At 66.4% G+C, this 18,449-nt stretch carries 14 protein-coding genes and 2 pseudogenes; 7 read left to right on the top strand and 9 right to left on the bottom strand.

What is annotated here, in order from left to right; genetic code table 11:
• Window positions 1-31: 31 nt before the first annotated feature.
• Window positions 32-3,766 carry a phosphoribosylformylglycinamidine synthase gene (locus tag BBSC_RS03895; protein WP_033518200.1) on the top strand — a complete coding sequence of 1,245 codons (3,735 nt, stop codon included), beginning with the start codon at window positions 32-34 and terminating at the stop codon, window positions 3,764-3,766.
• Window positions 3,767-3,865: 99 nt separating this feature from the next.
• Window positions 3,866-5,155 carry a lactonase family protein gene (locus tag BBSC_RS03890; RefSeq protein WP_231649033.1) on the top strand — a complete coding sequence of 430 codons (1,290 nt, stop codon included), beginning with the start codon at window positions 3,866-3,868 and terminating at the stop codon, window positions 5,153-5,155.
• 28 nt (window positions 5,156-5,183) lie between these two features.
• Here the strand turns inward: BBSC_RS03890 and BBSC_RS13195 are convergent, their stop codons facing one another.
• A complete protein-coding gene (locus tag BBSC_RS13195; RefSeq protein ID WP_231649034.1) occupies window positions 5,184-5,867 on the bottom strand; it encodes a Na+/H+ antiporter NhaC family protein in 684 nt (227 codons plus the stop codon).
• Here BBSC_RS13195 and BBSC_RS14165 point away from each other — a divergent pair.
• The 5 genes and pseudogenes from BBSC_RS14165 to BBSC_RS03865 all read left to right on the top strand — a co-directional run.
• Window positions 5,760-6,002: pseudogene (locus BBSC_RS14165) on the top strand (helix-turn-helix domain-containing protein); the annotation flags it as partial. The gene BBSC_RS13195 and the pseudogene BBSC_RS14165 sit on opposite strands and share 108 nt — an antisense overlap.
• A 33-nt stretch (window positions 6,003-6,035) precedes the next feature.
• Window positions 6,036-6,917 carry a LysR family transcriptional regulator gene (locus BBSC_RS03880; protein ID WP_231862254.1) on the top strand — a complete coding sequence of 294 codons (882 nt, stop codon included), beginning with the start codon at window positions 6,036-6,038 and terminating at the stop codon, window positions 6,915-6,917.
• A 38-nt stretch (window positions 6,918-6,955) separates the two neighbouring features.
• The gene (locus BBSC_RS03875) at window positions 6,956-8,143 is read left to right on the top strand and encodes an alpha/beta hydrolase (protein ID WP_033518204.1); all 1,188 of its coding nucleotides are present in this window, start codon (window positions 6,956-6,958) and stop codon (window positions 8,141-8,143) included.
• Window positions 8,116-9,540: a phthiocerol/phthiodiolone dimycocerosyl transferase family protein gene (locus BBSC_RS03870; protein ID WP_033518206.1), complete on the top strand. Its 1,425-nt coding sequence runs from the start codon at window positions 8,116-8,118 to the stop codon at window positions 9,538-9,540. Before BBSC_RS03875 ends, BBSC_RS03870 begins: the two co-directional genes overlap by 28 nt.
• Window positions 9,527-10,186: a DUF6320 domain-containing protein gene (locus BBSC_RS03865; RefSeq protein WP_033518208.1), complete on the top strand. Its 660-nt coding sequence runs from the start codon at window positions 9,527-9,529 to the stop codon at window positions 10,184-10,186. Before BBSC_RS03870 ends, BBSC_RS03865 begins: the two co-directional genes overlap by 14 nt.
• 600 nt (window positions 10,187-10,786) lie before the next feature.
• On the opposite strand, the pseudogene BBSC_RS14495 reads toward BBSC_RS03865, so the two are convergent.
• From BBSC_RS14495 to BBSC_RS03825, 8 genes and pseudogenes are all read right to left on the bottom strand, one after another.
• Window positions 10,787-10,975 (bottom strand): annotated as a pseudogene (locus BBSC_RS14495) (hypothetical protein); the annotation flags it as partial.
• Between the two features lie 169 nt (window positions 10,976-11,144).
• Window positions 11,145-12,641: a Y-family DNA polymerase gene (locus tag BBSC_RS03855; protein ID WP_231649035.1), complete on the bottom strand. Its 1,497-nt coding sequence runs from the start codon at window positions 12,639-12,641 to the stop codon at window positions 11,145-11,147.
• 166 nt (window positions 12,642-12,807) lie between these two features.
• Window positions 12,808-13,524, bottom strand: a complete 717-nt coding sequence (alsE, locus tag BBSC_RS03850; protein WP_033518211.1) for a D-allulose 6-phosphate 3-epimerase — start codon at window positions 13,522-13,524, stop codon at window positions 12,808-12,810.
• 100 nt (window positions 13,525-13,624) lie between these two features.
• Window positions 13,625-14,743 (bottom strand): PTS fructose transporter subunit IIC, encoded by a 1,119-nt coding sequence (locus BBSC_RS03845; RefSeq protein WP_033518212.1) that lies wholly within the window; start codon window positions 14,741-14,743, stop codon window positions 13,625-13,627.
• Between the two features lie 51 nt (window positions 14,744-14,794).
• Window positions 14,795-15,106: a PTS fructose transporter subunit IIB gene (locus BBSC_RS03840; protein WP_033518214.1), complete on the bottom strand. Its 312-nt coding sequence runs from the start codon at window positions 15,104-15,106 to the stop codon at window positions 14,795-14,797.
• 103 nt (window positions 15,107-15,209) lie between these two features.
• A complete protein-coding gene (locus BBSC_RS03835; protein ID WP_033518216.1) occupies window positions 15,210-15,671 on the bottom strand; it encodes a PTS sugar transporter subunit IIA in 462 nt (153 codons plus the stop codon).
• Window positions 15,672-15,673: 2 nt separating this feature from the next.
• On the bottom strand, window positions 15,674-16,108 hold the full coding sequence (locus BBSC_RS03830; RefSeq protein WP_051923257.1) for a PTS sugar transporter subunit IIA: 435 nt from the start codon (window positions 16,106-16,108) through the stop codon (window positions 15,674-15,676).
• Window positions 16,096-17,592, bottom strand: coding sequence for a BglG family transcription antiterminator (locus BBSC_RS03825; protein ID WP_033518218.1), 1,497 nt, complete (start codon window positions 17,590-17,592; stop codon window positions 16,096-16,098). Before BBSC_RS03825 ends, BBSC_RS03830 begins: the two co-directional genes overlap by 13 nt.
• Window positions 17,593-18,449: the final 857 nt, after the last annotated feature.

Below are 18,449 nucleotides of genomic sequence, written 5' to 3'. Positions count from 1 at the left end.
CAAGCTCATTTTTAGAAAAGAAAGGATTTCCATGGTTTTTCGCGTGTACGTGGAAAAGAAGCCCGGCTTTGACATCGAGGCGCAGCAGCTCGCCGGCGAGCTGCGCACGATCCTCGGTCTGACCGGTCTTCAGGGTCTGCGCATCGTGAACCGGTACGACGTCGAGGGCATCTCCCAGGAGCTGTTCGACCAGACCGTGCCCACCGTGTTCAGCGAACCGCAGGTGGACAACGTGGCCTACGATCTGCCCGACTTCGCGGGCGCCAAGGTCTTCGCCACCGAGTTCCTGCCCGGCCAGTTCGACCAGCGGGCCGATTCCGCCGCCGAATGCATCCAGCTCATCTCCCAGGGCGAGCGCCCGACGGTCCGCTCCGCCAAGGTGTACGCGCTCGAAGGCGACCTGACCGACGCCGACGCGGACACCATCAAGCGCTACGTGATCAACCCGGTCGAGGCCCGCGAAGCCAGCCTGGAAACCAAGGAAACCCTGAAGACCCAGGTGCCGGTGCCCGGCACGGTCGAGACCATCGCCGGTTTCAACGAGATGGACGCCGAAGCCGGCCAGAGCTTCATCGACGAGCGCGGTCTGGCCATGGATCTGGCCGACCTCGAATTCTGCCAGAAATACTTCAGCGAGGAGGGCCGCGAGCCCACCATCACCGAGATCAAAGTGATCGACACCTACTGGTCCGACCACTGCCGCCACACCACCTTCGGCACCGAGCTGGACGAGGTCGACATCGACGATGCCGCCGTCAAGGCCGCCTTCGAGCGCTATCTCGAGCTGCGCCACGAGCTGGGCCGCGACGCCAAGCCCGTGTGCCTCATGGACATGGGCACCATCGGCGCGAAGTGGCTCAAGAAGAACGGCGTCCTCACGGGCCTGGACGAGTCCGAGGAGATCAACGCCTGCACCGTCAAGGTCACGGTCGACGTGAACGGCGAGGACCAGGACTGGCTGTTCCTGTTCAAGAACGAGACCCACAACCACCCCACCGAGATCGAACCGTTCGGCGGCGCGGCCACCTGCATCGGCGGCTGCATCCGCGACCCCCTGTCCGGCCGCTCCTACGTGTACCAAGCGATGCGTGTCACCGGCGCCGCGGACCCGACCGTGCCTGTCTCCGAGACGCTGGAGGGCAAGCTCCCCCAGCGCAAGCTCGTCACCACCGCGGCCGCCGGCTACAGCTCCTACGGCAACCAGATCGGCCTGGCCACCGGTCAGGTCGACGAGATCTACCATCCCGGCTACGTGGCCAAGCGCATGGAGGTCGGCGCGGTCGTGGCCGCGACCCCGGCCGACCATGTGCGCCGCGAGACCCCGGCTCCCGGCGACAAAATCATCCTGCTGGGCGGCCGCACCGGCCGTGACGGCATCGGCGGCGCCACCGGCTCGTCCAAGGCGCACAACGTGGAGTCGCTGGAACTCGACGGCGCCGAGGTGCAGAAGGGCAACGCCCCGGTCGAACGCAAGCTCCAGCGCCTGTTCCGCCGCGGCGACGCCTGCCGCCTGATCAAGCGCTGCAACGACTTCGGCGCGGGCGGCGTGTCCGTGGCGGTCGGCGAGCTGGCCGACGGCCTGTTCGTCGATCTCAACACCGTGCCCAAGAAGTACGAGGGCCTCGACGGCACCGAGCTCGCGATCTCCGAATCGCAGGAGCGCATGGCCGTGGACGTGGCCGCCGAGGACGTCGACGAGTTCCTGGGGTACGCCCGCGAGGAGAACCTCGAAGCCACGGTGATCGCCACCGTGACCGAGGACCCGCGCATGGTGATGACCTGGAACGGCGACAAGATCGTGAACCTGTCGCGCGAGTTCCTGGCCTCCAACGGCGCCTCCAAGCACCAGACCGTGCATGTCGAGGAACAGCGGCCCTACGAGACCCCGTGGGGCGAGGGCACGCTGGCCGAGCGCATGAACAAGATGGTCACCGACATCAACGTGGCCTCCAACAAGGGCCTTTCGGAGCGCTTCGACTCCACCATCGGCGCGGGCACCGTGCTCATGCCGTTCGGCGGCAGGCGCCAGCTCACCCCGAACATGGCGATGGTCGCCAAGCTGCCGGTGTTCGGCGAGACCACCACGGCGTCGGCCATGGCGTGGGGCTTCAACCCGTACATCATGTCGAAGAACCAGTTCACGGGCGCCTACCTGTCCGTGGTCGAGTCGCTGGCCAAGCTGGTCGCGGCCGGCTTCGAGCACGAGAAGGCCTACCTGAGCTTCCAGGAGTACTTCGAGAAGCTGCGCGACGAGCCGGAGCGCTGGGGCAAGCCGACGGCCGCCGTGCTCGGCGCGTTGATGGCCCAGATCGATCTGGGCGCCGGCGCGATCGGCGGCAAGGATTCCATGTCCGGCAGCTTCGAGGATCTCGACGTGCCGCCGACCCTGATCTCCTTCGCCGTGGCGGTCGGCAACATGAAGCGCGCCACCTCCCCCGAGTTCAAGGGCGCCGGGCACCGCGTCGTGCGCATCGCGCCGCGCTATCTGGCCGATGGCCTGACCCCGGACAAGGACGCGCTGCTCGAGGCGTTCTCCGTGGTCGAGGAGCTCACCGACTTCCACGACGCGCTGGCCGTCTCCACGCCGGGCTATGGCGCCACCGCCGAGGCCCTGTTCAAGATGACGCTCGGCAACCGCATCGGCGTGACGCTGAACGACGACATCGCCGTGGACGACCTGTTCACGCCGGCGTACGGCTCATTCATCGTCGAGTTGGCGGACGACGCCAAGATCCCGGCCGTCTCGAACCTGGTCGAGGTCGGCGAGATCGGCGTCACCACCTCCGCGTACGTGTTCAAGGCCGCGGGAGAGACGCTGGATCTGGCACAGGTGCAGGAGGCGTGGGAATCTGGCATCGAATCCGTGTTCCCGTACCGCTCCAAGGGCGCCGACAAGGGCAAGACCGTCGAGACCATCGACTTCCACGCCGGCAAGAAGACCGTGTACGTCGGCTCCCCGGTGGCCAAGCCTCATGTGGTGATCCCGGTGTTCCCGGGCAACAACTGCGAGTACGATTCGGCCGCCGCCTTCGAGCGCGCGGGCGCGGACGTGTCGACGCTCATCGTCAACAACCTGACGCCGGCCGCCGTCGCCGAATCGACGCAGGCGCTGGTCGAGGAGATCAACAAGAGCCAGATCGTGATGATTCCCGGCGGGTTCTCGGGCGGCGACGAGCCCGACGGCTCCGCCAAGTTCATCACCGCGTTCTTCCGCGCCCCGGCCGTCACCGAAGCGGTGCGCGACCTGCTGAAGAACCGCGACGGCCTGATGCTCGGCATCTGCAACGGCTTCCAGGCGCTCATCAAGCTGGGTCTGGTGCCGTACGGCGACATCGTGCCGATGACCGACGCCTGCCCGACGCTGACCTTCAACACCATCGGCCGCCACCAGAGCCGACTGGTCCGCACGCGCGTCGCTTCGGACCTCTCCCCCTGGCTGGCCCGCACCGCCGTCGGCGACATCCACACGGTCGCGGTCTCCCACGGCGAGGGCCGCTTCGTGGCCTCCGACGAGGTGCTCGCCCAGCTCAAGGCCAACGGCCAGATCGCCACGCAGTACGTGGATGAGTCCGGCGTGCCCGGCATGGATCTCGACGTGAACCCGAACGGTTCGCTGCTCGCCATCGAGGGCATCACCAGCCCCGACGGCCGCGTGTTCGGCAAGATGGGCCACTCGGAGCGTTCCGGCAACGGCCTGTACGTCAACGTGCCCGGCGACAAGTACCAGCCGCTGTTCGAAGCCGGCGTGGAGTACTTCGCCGCGTAAGCCGACGGCAAACGCGAAGAAGGCGGGGAGGCCCTGTGCGGTCCTCCCCGCCTTTTTCGATGCATGCCTTCTTCATGCGTATGGGAGTACATTGAAGGCATGAGCGAACACGACGCGGCACCGGCCGCACACACGGCATCCACGGCAACGACAGACACGGCGGCACGGACCATGACCTTCCTCACCGGCGGCTTCGGCGCGCTGAACGGGTCGCACTGCCCCGGCATCGAGCGGCTGACCGCCCGTGTCGGCGCCGAGCAGCGTCTCGCGCTGCACCACGGCGAGCTGCTGGCCGACGTGCCGTCGCCGTCATGGATCGAACGCGACGGCGACCTGCTGTACGCGACGCTGGAAAACACCGACGAGATCGCGACGCTGCGGATCGGAACCGATCCCGATTCCGGGGCCTTGCGGCTCACCGAACTGTCCCGAGTGCCGTCCCGCGGTTCGAGCCCGACGCACGCCGCCGTCGCCGCCGACGATACGGGCCGCAAGCATCTGATCGTCGCGAATTATATGGATGGCCACGTCAGCATGCTGCCGATCGCCGACGACGGCTCGGCGCAGGAACCGGCGCAGGTGCTTGCCGGCGCCGGCCACGGCCCGCTGCCGGCTCAGGAGGGGCCGCACGCGCATTGGGCGCTGCCGCTGCCCGACGGCCGCGTGCTCACCACCAATCTGGGCGCGGACCGCATCTACGTGCATCACTGGAACGACGGCGAGCTCGTGCGCGTCGGCGCGGTGCGGCTGGCGCCCGGCACCGGGCCCCGCGACATGCATCTGTTGCCGATGCAGACGTCCGGATCCGGAGACGAGGCCGACTGGCGCGTGGCCGTCGTGGACGAATGGGGCGATACGGTGACGCTGCTGGGGCCGGACGACATCGCACGGCACACCGCCGGCGATGGCAGCGCCACCGACGATGCCGACGGCATCCGCGTCCTGCAGACGATCGACCTTGGCGGCGATGCCAGCGATCAGGCGGCGTCACTGGCCTTTATGCCATGGCAGATTCTACGCGGACATGAGCGGGCGGACCTCCCCGGCACGGATGCGCCGCACGCGGCCGACGGCGCCGATCCCGCCGCCGAGCGGCCCTATGCCGGACTCGTCTACGTCGGGCTGCGCGGTTCCGAACGCATCGTCGCCCTGTCGTGGGACGGCGTGCGACTGGCCCGTCTCGCCGCGCCGGACAAGCCGGGCTGGCGCGGCCGAGGCGTCGACTGCGGCGGCCGCCGCCCCCGTCATATTCTGGCGGTCGGCAATCTGCTGTTCGTCGCCAATGAGGTGTCCGACCGCATCACGGTCTTCGCGATCGGCCCGGACGGCGCCCCGACGCCCGCTGCCGACATGCCGTCCGGCTCCCCAACGGTCGTCGTGCGCCTATAGCCGCCGGCCAAGCGTTCCGGGCGGACCGTCATGCGGCCGTCTTGCCGTGGGAGCCGCCCTTCCGGATGCCCTTCCGGATGCCGGCGACCAGTCGCGACAGCGGCAGCAGGTACAGGAAGCATGCGGCGGCGAGGCTGACCGTCGGCGCGTTGATCGTCGTCAGGGGCAGCGCGCCGGCAATCGACCACGGGATGAGCGGCGCGATCACCACGGCGGTGTCCTCCAGATCGACGGCCATCGCCTGGCCGTTCCGGTCGGCGCGCACGGCACCGCCGTTCGGCCGCGCATACAGCCCCTCGCACAGCTGATGGGTGAGCATGATGGTCAGGGTCTGGTTGCACGCGAACGCCGCCGTGCATGCGGCGGTGACCGCCATGGCCCCGGACGCGCCGATCCTGCGCCCCATCACGCCGATGGCGCGCTGCAGCCGCAGCAGCATGCCGGTCTGCGCGAAAATGCCGGCGTAGGCCGAGGAGATGCACACGATCGCCGCCACGGAGATCATCGACAGCAGCCCGCCCCCGCCCAGCAGGGCGTCGATTCTAGGGTTCGGCGAATCGTAGCCGAACACCAGCAGCCGCGCCAACGCGCGGACGCCCATCCCCTGCATGCCGACGCACACCGCAAGGGACCCGGCGATGCTGGCCAGCATGGTCATCCGCACATCCACGCGCAGCAGCGCCAGCACGATCACCAGCACGGCCGGCACCACGACCGGCCACCGCAGATCGAACGCCGCCGAAAACAGCGCGACGACATCCGAAGCGTCGACCGCAGTTTCAGCAGGGCGGCCAAACGCCTCGGCATCACGCAGCAGACGCTCAGCGCCAACATCGCCGCGCTGGAGAGGGAGCTGGGCTGCGCGCTGTTCGTCCGCCGCGTGCCGCTCGAGCTCACGTATGCCGGCACCGTGTTCGCACGATACGCGAAGCGGTTCCGCCGCGACCGGGACACGCTCGGCCAGGAGATGCGCGACATCGCCGGGGACCGGGCCGGCGTGCTGCGCGTCGGGGTCGCCTACACGCGCAGCCGCGCCATGATGCCGCCGATCATACGGGACTTCCGCTCGGCACGGCCGAAGATCACGGTCGAGCTGTCCGAGGGGCGCAACGACCAGCTGCAGCGCAGGCTGCTGTCCGGCGACCTCGATCTGGCGATCGCCGATTTCGAGGGCAGCCCGACCGGCGTGGAACTGTCGGACTTCTATGCGGAACGCATGGTGCTGGTGGTCGCGCGGTCGCTGTGGATGGATCTCGCCGCGGCCGGCACGCCGCCGGACCAGGCCGCGATCGCGAACGGCGACCTATCGTCGCTGGAGGTGTGCCCGTTCCTGCTCGGCAACCCGGAGGACATCGACGGACGCATCGCGCAGACCCTGTTCCAGCGCTCCGGGGTTCTCCCCGACCGTCGCCGCCCGGTCGGACAACGTGATGACGCTGCTGGAGCTATGCGGGTACGGCATGGGCGCGTGCCTGTGCCCGCAGCAGTTCCTGACCGCGCTGCTCGGCCGGGACCGTCTGCGCGCGCTGCGGATACTGCCCTGCGGCCCCGGCACCGCATACACCATCTGCTTCGGCGTGCCGGCCGCCGACTACCACTGGAGCGCCATCGACGATTTCGTCGCGTGCGCCCGCCGGCATGCGGTGATGCCGGCGCGATGACGGACCGGAACGGCGGCGCGTATGGCGGCGAGTATGGAGGCACCCGGCCGGCGCCTATGCTCTGCGCCAACCCGCGCATCCGGACCACGGCCGTGGGATAATGGGCGTGATTCACCCCCTGCCGAAAGGATTCGCCGACATGCCGATCAACGAGGCGCTGTTCGCCGCGATGAAGGCCGCCAGCTTCGTCAAGCCCAACGCGCGCAAATCGTATCGGCTCCAGCGCATGGCGGAGGAACTGATCGCCCGGGCCGCGCCGGCCAATCCCAAAAGCCGGGTCGACGACGCCACGGCCGCCATGCCGGACGGCCACGCGCTGCCGCTGCGCGTATTCACGCCGGTGGCGCCCTACGGCGCGCCGCCGCCCAAGACGCAGACGGAGGACGGATCGGACGTCCCCATTCCCACGCCGCGCGGCACGATCCTGTTCTTCCACGGCGGCGGATGGGTCACCGGCGGCATCAACCTGTACACCCAGGCGTGCGCGCACATGGCCGTGCGGCTGCAGCGCCGCGTGATCTCGGTTGAATACCGGCTGGCACCCGAATACCGCTTCCCCACCGCCGCCGAGGACTGCTACGAAGCGGCCCGCCAGCTGTTCGCCGGCGAACTCGAACTGCCGGCCACTCCGGCCGGCGAAGGAGCCCCGGACCCGAACGACATCGTTCTGTTCGGCGACAGCGCCGGAGGCAATCTTGCGGCCGCGGTGTCGCTGATGGCCCGCGACCGCGGGGAATTCATGCCGCGCACCCAGATGCTGCTCTACCCGGTGGTCGGCAACGACTACAACCCCGACACCAGCCCGTTCGAATCGGTGCGGTCCAACGGCACGGACTATATCCTCACCGCGCAGGACATGGCCGACTATGTGGATATGTACCGTTCCTCCGTGCAGGACCTGACCAACCCGTATTTCGCGCCGATCACCGCGCACAACCTGAGCGGCCAGCCGCGCACGCTGGTGCTGTCGGCCGAATACTGCCCGCTGCGCGACGAGGACGAGGCCTATGCCCGGCGGCTGCAATTGGTGAACGGCGATCATGCCGTGTCCTGCTACCGGGTCTCCAACGGCGTGCACGGCTATCTGCTCAACACGTCGGCGGTGGAGCTGGTCGCCACCACGTACCGGCTCATCGAGCATTTCCTCGACGGCACGCCGCTGGCGGCCCCTGCGGCCGGCGCGGCGGGCGGCACGGCTGGCGCGGCTGACACCACCATGGCCGCCGCATCTACTGTATCCACCGCATCCACCGCATCGTCGGCGGACGGCGCGCCTCGGACCACGGAAGGAGGCGCCGCGTGGCGCGACGTACTTGGTACCGACTAGACAACATCGGCAAGTTCTACTCGTCGCAGGCCGGCCGCTCCTCGCAGACCGTGTTCCGCTATTCGGCCGGACTGGCGGACGACATCGACCCGACGGCGCTGCAGCACGCGCTGGACCGCGCGATCGCGAAATTCCCCAGTTTCAACGTGCACCTGCTCAACGGCCTGTTCTGGCACTACCTGGAGCAGGCGGACGAGCGCCCGCTCGTGGAGCCGGAGCATCTGCCGATCTGCTCGCGGCTGCACTACGGGCCGAAAAGCATCCTGTTCCGCGTAAGCTATTACCGCGACCGGGTCAATCTGGAGGTCTCGCACATGATCTCCGACGGACGCGGCGCGATGAACCTGTTCAAGGCGCTGCTGCACGAATACATCGCCGAGCGGTACGGCGTGGCCGGCGTGCCGTCCGACTACGACGGCTCGGACAGCGACAAGGCTGAAAACAGCTTCGACAAGTACTACGAACGCGACAAGGCCGGCGCCGCGCCGGGCACGCGCATCTACCGCCTGGCCGGACTGCAGGACCGCGAGGCGCCCACGTTCATGGAATACCACGTCAGCGTGCGGCGCGTGCTCGGCGCGGCCCACGCATGCGGCGTGAGCCTGACCTCGTACATGATCGCGGCGATCATCAGCGCGATCCGCGACGGTATGCCCTCGCGGGCGCGCAGCCGCGCAATCCGCGTGGACATCCCCGTGGATCTGCGCGCGTTCTTCCGCTCGGAGACGGTGCGCAACTTCTATGGCATGACGTACGTCGCCTACACGCCGACCGACGACGAGCCGCTGGGCGACATCGCGCGGCACGTGCAGGAACAGCTGGGGCACGCGACCAGCCGCGAACGCGTTGAGGCGCATATGAACCGGATGATCGCGCTGGAGAAGAATCCAGCGCTGCGCATCGCCCCCTCGCCCATCAAGGACTGGGTGCTGGAGCTGGCCCGGTTCATCGCCGACCACGAGACCACCACGACCGTCTCGAGTCTCGGCAGGATCACCCTGGACGAGCGTCTTGCCGCCTATGTGCGCACGATGAACATCCTGACCACGCCGGCCGGACTGAACTTCACCATCTGCTCGTTCGGCGACGATCTGAGCATCGGCGTCTCCACGATCTACCGCGACCTCAACGTGATCCGCAACCTGTGCCGCATCCTGACCGCGGCGGGCATCGACGGGCTCATCAACATCGGCGGCGCGCACGTCGAGGGGACAGCGGCGCGCAAGGAGGAACCGCCGAGCGGCGTGCAGGCGGATGCGCAGACGGCCGGCAAGGGCGGCACGATTGGCGGGACCGGAACGGCCGACCAATCCGAAGAGAGCGACAAGGACGAAGAGTCCAGCAAGACCGACGAGACCGGGGAGACCAAAGAAGGCGGTACCCATGATGCGATGTGACGCATGCGGCGTCGATTTCTCCGGTTCGCTGGAGCGCTGCCCGCTGTGCCAAAGCGACCTGACCGGCAGCGCCGATCCATCCGTGTTCCCCGCGCAGCGCACCTATCTGCGGCCGCGCCGGCTGGCGGTCGAGATCCTGACGTTCATCGCCGGCGCGACGGTGTTGCTGCTGCTGTTCTTCGGCTATCTGTTCGCGTGGCCGGCGCCGATCGTGTTCTCGTCGGCCGTGGCGCTGATCGTCAGCGTGTTGTTCCTCAACAGCGCGATCCTGCATGCGCCGCAGCCGATCAGGATGCTGTCCCGGTACTTCTACGTCATGCTCGCCATCGCGATGGTGTGGTTCGCCACCACGCGCAAACCGATGATCACCGAATTCGTGATGCCGATCATCTGCCTGGTCTCGCTGGCGGTCGACGTGGTGCTGCTGATCGCGCTGCGGGAACGGGCCATCGCCCAGTACGCCAAATATCTGGTGTTCGACATCGCATTCGGCTTGGCCGCGCTGGCGTTCATTCCGCTGGGATGGGCGCGTTGGGACGTGCTCGTGCTGGTCAGCGCCCTGGTGTCGGCGCTGCTGCTGTTCGGGCTGCTCGTCTTCGCCAGACGGCAGCTGTGGGGCGAGTTCAGCAAGCAGTTCTCCGCGTGAGTCCGTGCGGGCCCGCTGTCGTTGACCCTTTGGCCGTGAGCCCGCTGGCCGTGAGCCCGTTGTGAATCCGCTGTAAGCTCGTTGCCGTTAACCCTTTGGCCGTTTAACCCTTTGGACGCGAGCCCGTGTGAACCCGCTGCCGCCGCCCCTTTGACGGGAGACTGTTGGCCGCAAGACTGTTGGCCGCAAGCCCGTTCTGAACCCGCTACCGCTACCCCTTTGACGGGAGCCTGTTGGCCGCAAGACTGTTGGCCGCAAGCTCGTTATGAACCCGCTGGCCGTAAAACCGTTGTCCCGGTTTTCGCCCGAGCCCTCTCACACGACTCCGAAGGAAGGCGCGCCGGGGCCGCCTCCATCGGATTCGGGCACGACGTCGACGATATCGTCCAGCGGAATCGCCGTACCGTCACGCAGCAGCAGCGTTCCGTGTTCCCTGTCGAGCCCCCGGACCACGCCGGTGACGGTGACGTATGCGCCGCCGTCCTTGCGCGCGTCCTCGCGAAAATACGTGATCGCGGCATGCGGTCGGCTATCCGGCGCGGACGACGTGGTCGCCTCCATGATGTCGCGCAGCTTGCGGGAGACGTTCTCCTTCTCGTCATCGCTCAGCGCCACGCGCTGCCGGGTCTGCCGCGCGGTCTCCATGATGGCCGCATCGTAGCCGGTGAGCGCCGCGAACGGCATGAACTGCACGGCCCGGTTGGCCCGCGGCATATGCGGGTGGGTCCGGGACCGGTGATGCGGCAGGTCGATGATGTCGTCGTACCGCTCCGTGGGGGTCAGCGGCATGAGGCGCCTCCCCTCCCGGCCCCGCCCGGGACCGTCTCCGCCCCGCGCATCGGCCCGCCCATAGTGCGTTCCATATGCAGGTATGTTTCCCGCGGGGCTCCCGTCGTCTCGTTACGGATCGACAGCGGCATGAGCCCCGCATGCGCGTATGTTCTCCGTGTCGGCACCATCATGCGGCATGCCCTCCGATCTGGTTGTTGCGCTGCACGCCGGTGGCGTCTGGCTCAAGGTTCATGCCCTTGAGGATCGCGTTGCGCCCGAATTTGGTCTTGACGGCGAGCAGCGCCTGCTGCATGTCGTGCTCGCGGCGGTCCTGCTCGCGCCGCGCCGCACGATCCCGGTCCACGGTCTCCAAGTCGGAGAACAGATCGGGCTGCTCGTAGCCGCCGCCCGATTCGGCGAGCGCGCCCTCCCCGATCGTGCGCCCGACCGTGACGGTGATGCGCCGCACCAGCAGCTTCGGATCGACGATGCGGTCGTACAGCTCCATCATCGCGGCGACGATGCGCGTGGTGGACGAGGTGTATTCGCCGAGGTCCTTCGAACCGCCGGCCGGTTTCGGCACTGCCCGGCCATAGCGGTCGCTGACCGTATGATCGGCCGGTGAGCTGCGGTCGTACCCGACGTACAGCCCTATGCAGTCGGTGAGCTGGCGCTTGCCGACCATCTCGAGCACCAATGCATCGGTCATCTCGCGCGTGACCAGCCGCGCGGAATCAAAGCCGTACGGCTGCTGCAGCACCTGGCCGGAACTCAGGGAGTTGGCTTCGGGCCGATACGCCTTGATGTCGGCGATCGTGCACGGCTCCCACCCCCACGCGTGGTCAATGAGCAATTCCGCGTTGACGCCGAACAGGCGATACAGCAGGTCCTCATTGTAGTAGTCGCCGGGGCCTCCCGCGGAGCAGCGCGCGATGTCGCCCATGGTCAGCAGCCCGTGCGCCTCCAGCTTCTTCGCATACCCGCGCCCGACCCGCCAGAAGTCGGTGAGCGGCCGGTGATTCCACAGCAGGCGCCGGTACGACGCCTCGTCGAGTTCGGCGACGCGCACCCCGTCCGGCCCGGCCGGGATGTGCTTGGCGACGATATCCATGGCAACCTTGGCCAGGTACAGGTTCGTCCCGATGCCGGCGGTGGCGGTGATGCCGGTCTGACTGAGGATATCGGCTATGATCGCGCGCGACAGCTCGTGCGCGGTGGTGCGGTACAGGCGCAGGTACCGCGTCACGTCGATGAACACCTCGTCGATCGAGTAGACGTGGATGTCCTCGGGCGCCGCGTATTTGAGATAGATCGCGTAGATCCGCGAGCTTTGCCGGATATAGGTGGCCATGCGCGGCTTGGCGATGATATAGGCCGCTTTCAGCGCGGGATTGGCGCTCAGCTCGCGGGCGTCGCAGGACTCGCCGATGAACCTGCGGCCGGGGGCGGCCAGACGCCGGCGCTCGTTGACCTCCCCCATCTTCCGCACGACCTCGAACAGCCTGGCGCGGCCGGGCAGGCCATACGCCTTCAGGGACGGGGACACCGCCAGGCAGATCGTCTTCTCCGTGCGGCTGACATCCGCCACCACCAGATGCGTGTTCAACGGATCGACATGGAGCGCCGCGCACTCCGCCGACGCATAGAACGACTTCAGGTCTATGGCTACATAGGTACGGCCCACGGCACTCACCTCCCGCAAGTATTATCGAACAAATGTTCGACAATATCGGAGGTGCGCGTGTCCCGGGCGCACGCCATCGCAGCCGGCGCGCCTGGCCTTCCCGGTCTCACGAAAACGGCGGCATGCCGGCCTCCCGAACGGGAGAGGCCGGCATGCCGCCGCAGCGTCAGCGAGCGGTCGAATACTTGCCGTTATCGAACGCGAAGCCGGTGCACTGCTCGTATTCGCGCACCATCTGGTCCCAAGAATCCTCGATGCTGTCGGTCAGGCCGAACAGGCCGGAGCGACCGATCACGTAGATGTCCGGGTTGGCGTCGGAAATGAGCTTCCAATGATTGAGGTTCGTGGATCCGTCCATCTCGATCTCGTACCCGTAGCCGCGTTCCTCGCGCAGCCTGCGCAACTCGACGATCTTGTCCAGCGTGACTTCGAGGAATCGCTGCCCCGCGAAGCCCGGATCGATCGTCATAACCGTGACCTTGTCGAGCAGGTCGATATACGGCAGGATCGTGTCGATCGAGGTCTCCGGATTGAGCACGGCGCCGGCCTTGAGCCCGGCCGCATGGATGTCGTCGATCATGCTGAAGGCCACGCCGTTGGCCACTTCGGAGGGAAAGCAGATTTCGTCGCACCTGACGTCGATCAGCTGGCGGACCCAGAACGGGGCGTCGGTGACCATCATATGCGCGGACAGCGGCACGTCGGAGATCTTGCGCACCTGCTCGATGAACCACGGCGAGAGCGTGATGTTCGGCACGAAGTGGCCGTCCATGATGTCGATGTGGTAGGAGTTCACCTTGTCGTTGAGGAAGGTGATCTGCTCCTTGAACTGGTCCAGGTCCATGGTCATCAGCGACGGGGACAGTTTGATTGTTCTGGTCATTCGGATGTGGTCCTTTCTATGCTGTCTATGCCGTTCCGCGCGGCCGGCGCGGCGGCGTCGGATTTCGGCTCCGGCGCCGCATCGCGCCGCCCTGCGCCGGTCACATGACCTGGATGGCGTCCAGATCGAGATCTTCCTCGTCCTCGGCGGAGTTCCTGACCGCGGTCATGGCCTCGGCCGGAATGTCCTTCTTGATCAGCGCGTAGACCGTACCGGCGACCACCACGTTCGCGGCGATGGCCAGCAGGCCGACCCACCAGTTCGCGCCCATCGTCGGCAGCATGAGGAAGCCGCCGAACGGCACGGTGGCGCCCTGCCCGTTGGTCAGGGACATGAGGATGGCGCCCTCGACGCAGCCGCCGAGCCCGGCCGCCACGATGCCGCGGACCAGGTCGTTCATGACGATCGGGATGGAGCCCTCGACGATGTTCACCACGCCCATCGGCACGGCGGACTTGAGGGTCTCGATCTCCTCATGCGTGTAGATGTTCTTGCGCAGCAGGCGGGCGACGAGGAACGCGAAGCCGAAGCCGATCGGGGTCGCGGTGTTGGTCAGCTGCAGCGCGGTGACCGGGCCGTTGATGCCCTCGGCCTGCAGCGTGAGCGCGAACGCGAACGCGGTCTTGTTGATCGGGCCGCCGAAGTCGACGATGGACAGCGTGCCGAGCACGGCGCCGAAGATCAGGTTGGAGGCGCCGGACATGCTGGTCAGCACGCCGGTCAGCCATGAGGTGAACCACGACACCGGGGTGCCGATGATGTACACCATGATCAGGCCGCTGGACAGCGATGCCAGGAACGGCACGATCAACGTGGGCATCAGGCCCTTGGCCCAGCTCGGCACCTTGACGAAGGTGAGCACGGCGAAGGCGATCCAGCCGGCCATATAGCCGCCGATCATGCCGCCGATGAAGCCGGCGCTGATCGCATTGGCGGCCAGACCGGTCACGAAGCCCGGCGCGATGCCCGGCTTGCCGGCGATCGAGAACGCGATGCCGGTGGCGATGATCACCGGCAGCATGCCCAGGGCCTTGCCGCCCAGCGTGGCGAGTGCCTCGAAGAAGTTGAATTTGCCGATGACCAGCGCGTCCTGGCTGGTGCCGCCGAACGCCATGCCGATGGCGATGATGAAGCCCGCGCCGCAGACGATCGGGATCATGTACGAGATGGCGGTCAGCAGATGACCCTTGAAGTTGGCTTTCTTCCAGAAGGTTTTCATGATGCTCTTGCTCCCCTTGACACTAACGGAGAAATGGATGTTGACGCGGCGTCACTTGCCGACAATGTCGTGCAGCTTGGCGATCAGCTTGTTCGGGGACTTGATGGCGGTCTCGGTGGACACCTTGACGACTTTCCTGCCCTCGAAACGGCCCTCGTCGGCGATCTTGATGTCGATGGCCAGCAGCACGACGTCAGCTTCGGCGATGTCCTGCTCGGTCAGCGCGTTCTCGATGCCGATGGTGCCCTGGGTCTCGATCTTGACGTCGTCGCCGGCCGCCTTGGCGGCGTCCTCCAGCTTCTGCTGGGCCATGTAGGTGTGGGCGATGCCGACCGTGCAGGCGCTTACTCCGACGATCTTCATGATGGTTCTCCTTTGTCTTGTGGTTGGGTTGGTTGGGGTATTGGGTTGTTGATTTGTTGGTTTACAGGGTTGCCCGGCGGGCGCGGCTCCGGCGGGCGGGCCGTCAGTCTGCGAAGCAGCCGATGACCTCGTCGATCGTCCCGGCTTTGAGCAGCGCGTCGATGATCTCCTGCTTGGCCATCTTGCGGGCGAACAGCGAGAGCAGGCGCAGATGCTCGTTGGCCCCGTCGCCGCTGGCGCCGACGGTGAACAGCACCACTACCTTCGCGCCGGTATCGTCCAGCGACTCCCACTCGATCTCGTGGTCGAGGACCGCGATGGCCACGCCGTTCTTGTTCACGGTCTCGCTGCGGCCGTGCGGGATGGCGACATGGTTGCCGATGCCGGTGGCGCCTTCCTTCTCGCGCTCGTGCACGGCGTCGACGAACGCGTCGACGGAGGCGATGTAGCCGTGCTCGCGCAGCCGCCGGGCCAGCGCGTCGATGACGTCGTCCTTGGCGTTCGCGTTCAGATTCGTCAGGATCGTGTTCCTGTCGAGAACATCGTTCAGGGAGGATGCGTCCATGGTCAGTTCCTTTCTTGTTGCAATACTGTGAGGACGTCGCTCGGGCCGCCGCCGGCCAACGCCTCAAGCGTCCGGTCGTCGGCGAGCCGCGTGTACAGGCTTTTGATCGCCTCGAGATCGGCGGTCGGGGGGCGTTCGGGGATCAGCGTGAACAGGTACCGGTCGACGGTTGCGCCCGGCTGCCAGTCGTCCAGCCCGTCGCGCAGTTTGACGAACAGCACGACGGACTCGTTGACGGCGTCGCTCATCGCATGCGGGATCGCCAGATGCGGGGCGATCAGCGTATCGCCGAGGCTTTCGCGCAATCGCAGCGCCTCGGCCGCGGCGCACCGGTCGCCGACCAAGCCCTGCCCCGACAGATACGTGGCCACGGCGTCGATCAGCGTGCGCTTGTCCGGTATCGAGGTATCCGGCTCCCAGATCGTCAGGCATCGCATCGCCGCGTCACCCCCTTGCGGATCAGGTCGGCCTCGCGTTCGAGACGGTCCTGGTCCTCCACGGTCAGCATCGCGCTGACCACCAGCGTCGGCAGGTGGACATCGGCTCCGAGACGAATCGTGGACACCACCAGATCGATTTCGGGATGCCGATCGATCGCCTGATCGATGTCGCGCGCCGCCACGGTCTGCACGATGTGGAATCCGGCGAACCGCTTCTCGATCTTGGCGCGCAGCAGCTGCGCCGTGCCCAGCCCCGTGGTGCACACGAGCAGGATGTCGAGCGGCATGCGCCGGTTCTCGACGGCCTGCGCGAAATAGACCGTGATGAATCCGGCCTCCTCGTCGTCGATCCGGTTCAGCCCATAGCGCCGCGCCATGTCTTCGGTCGCAACCTTCACCGTTTCGAACAGGTGCATGTACTCGAGCTTGATCTGCTCGAGCAGGTTGTTCGTCACCCTGATGCCGTTTTCGAGCCGGTTGAGCAGCGGGCGCATATGCTTGGCAAGGCCGATGAACAGGTCCTGACTGTTGATGTCCCGGTATTGGGGATCCTCGATCACCCGCGAGATCAGGTACTCGGTCACGTCGCGCACGAGATCGGGGATCTCGCCGGGGTCGACCCGATTGTCGTCGATGCGCGAGGAGGTCAGGTACCGGTACAGGTTGTACACCTCGATCCGCGGCAAAGGCGTGTCCAGATAGGCGCCCAGATTGGCGATGACCTTGTTGCAGACCGCCACGAGCTCGCCGTTCCTCATCGGCTCGTCCGCCGATGTCCCGCCGTACTCGTCGATGATCGAGCCGGCGCTGCGGAACCGTTCAATGAGGATGTACAGATGGGTGAACAGGTTCACGCTGTACGGGTACGGGATCTCGGAGCGGGTCATGTCCTCGATCAGATCCAGCTGATGGGTCACGAATGCGGCGTCACGCTGCTTGATGAGCTGGTTCGGCTGATCGAACTGGCCGCTGACGATCACGTCGTCGGCGAAAAGCAGCGAGGTGATGGCCCGGCGGATGTCCGACTCCACGCCTTCCACCCAGATGTAGTCGCTGCTGCGGCTGAGCGTGAGATGGAATTTGCCGAGCATGTGCCGCAGGATCTTCATGTCCGAGGCGATCGCGGAATCGCTGATGTAGAACTTGCCCCAGATATCGTTCATGCGGTACTGCTGCGGCGAGGTGATGAGCAGGCGCTTGATGATCTCGTCGCGGCGCTCCACCGAGCTCAGTCCGCCGACGTCGACCGTGGAATCGACCTGATCGCGGTGATCGTAGTAGTTCTGGTAGTTGAGCCGATACCCACGCCCGCGCTGCGATTCGATGATCGGACCGTTCTCATACTGGTCGTTGATCTGCTTGACGATGCGAGAGACGGTCTTGGTGGACACGTCCAGGGTCGCCGACAACTCCTGCCCCGACACGAAATCGCGCCGGTTCAACAGGTAGTTGATAAGTGATTTACCGTGTCCAGTCGTCATTGCCACGCCTCCTTGCACTATCCAAGATACGGGCGGGCCGATGGGAAACGACGGCGTAGTATACACACTCCTGTCCGTTAGCAACGGACATTCGACGGACTGCGGAACGGTACGAGGCCTGATAGGCGTATGGCTGATGGTTGTGAGGATACTGGCTTGCGAGCGCGATACGGGGGTTGACGGGGCTGCTGCGGCAAGGGGCTGCGGACGAGGAGGAGCGGGAAGGAGCGGAAGACGGCGCGGCATGTCATGCGTGTCGCGGTATGGCGGCGTTTTATGCCATACCGTGTTGTGGCGGACCGTGGCACGCTGTGGCGAGCCGTTCGTGCCGCAGCGTGTTATGGCGTGCTGCGATGGAAGCACGCCTCGGAGCCGATTCGAATCGATCGGTGGATAATCCCTCCTGCCCTATAGGCGCTATACCCCGCTGAGTAGCTTCCCAGCGGCGCATCCCACCTACACTCATGCGAATTGCATCGCCACCGACACCCCGACGGAGCACCACCGCGAGCCTCTAGACGGTATACCTCGCTAAGCAAGCGCTCCGCGAGGTTCTTCACCTATACCCCAGACGAAGCACCTTGATGCCAGTACTCAATGGAACGATGCTGCTACCCCGTAGGAGTTATACCCCGCTAAACAGCTTCTCCACGAAGCATCCCGCCTATACCCCATGCAAAACGCATCATCACGGCCACCCCGACGGAGCACCACCGCTATCCTCTAGGCAACTCGCCCCGCTGAGCGAGTTCTCCGCGGCACCATTCATCTACACCCCATACGAATCGCGCCGCCACAGCCACCCCGACGGAGCACCACCGCTATCCTCTAGGCAACTCGCCCCGCTGAGCGAGTTC

The sequence above is a fragment of the Bifidobacterium scardovii JCM 12489 = DSM 13734 genome, from assembly GCF_001042635.1.
Classification (GTDB): Bacteria; Actinomycetota; Actinomycetes; order Actinomycetales; family Bifidobacteriaceae; genus Bifidobacterium; species Bifidobacterium scardovii.
The sequence above is the reverse complement of the archived record's forward strand: the minus strand, read 5'-3'. Positions and strand labels throughout refer to the sequence as shown.

Excerpts from the sequence above, each read along its gene's own strand:
- BBSC_RS03895 (WP_033518200.1), top strand. The coding sequence starts at position 32 with ATGGTTTTTCGCGTGTACGTGGAAAAGAAGCCCGGCTTTGACATCGAG.
- BBSC_RS03890 (WP_231649033.1), top strand. The coding sequence starts at position 3,866 with ATGAGCGAACACGACGCGGCACCGGCCGCACACACGGCATCCACGGCA.
- BBSC_RS03875 (WP_033518204.1), top strand. The coding sequence starts at position 6,956 with ATGCCGATCAACGAGGCGCTGTTCGCCGCGATGAAGGCCGCCAGCTTC.
- BBSC_RS03865 (WP_033518208.1), top strand. The coding sequence starts at position 9,527 with ATGATGCGATGTGACGCATGCGGCGTCGATTTCTCCGGTTCGCTGGAG.
- alsE (WP_033518211.1), bottom strand. The coding sequence starts at position 13,524 with ATGACCAGAACAATCAAACTGTCCCCGTCGCTGATGACCATGGACCTG.
- BBSC_RS03845 (WP_033518212.1), bottom strand. The coding sequence starts at position 14,743 with ATGAAAACCTTCTGGAAGAAAGCCAACTTCAAGGGTCATCTGCTGACC.
- BBSC_RS03840 (WP_033518214.1), bottom strand. The coding sequence starts at position 15,106 with ATGAAGATCGTCGGAGTAAGCGCCTGCACGGTCGGCATCGCCCACACC.
- BBSC_RS03835 (WP_033518216.1), bottom strand. The coding sequence starts at position 15,671 with ATGGACGCATCCTCCCTGAACGATGTTCTCGACAGGAACACGATCCTG.
- BBSC_RS03830 (WP_051923257.1), bottom strand. The coding sequence starts at position 16,108 with ATGCGATGCCTGACGATCTGGGAGCCGGATACCTCGATACCGGACAAG.
- BBSC_RS03825 (WP_033518218.1), bottom strand. The coding sequence starts at position 17,592 with ATGACGACTGGACACGGTAAATCACTTATCAACTACCTGTTGAACCGG.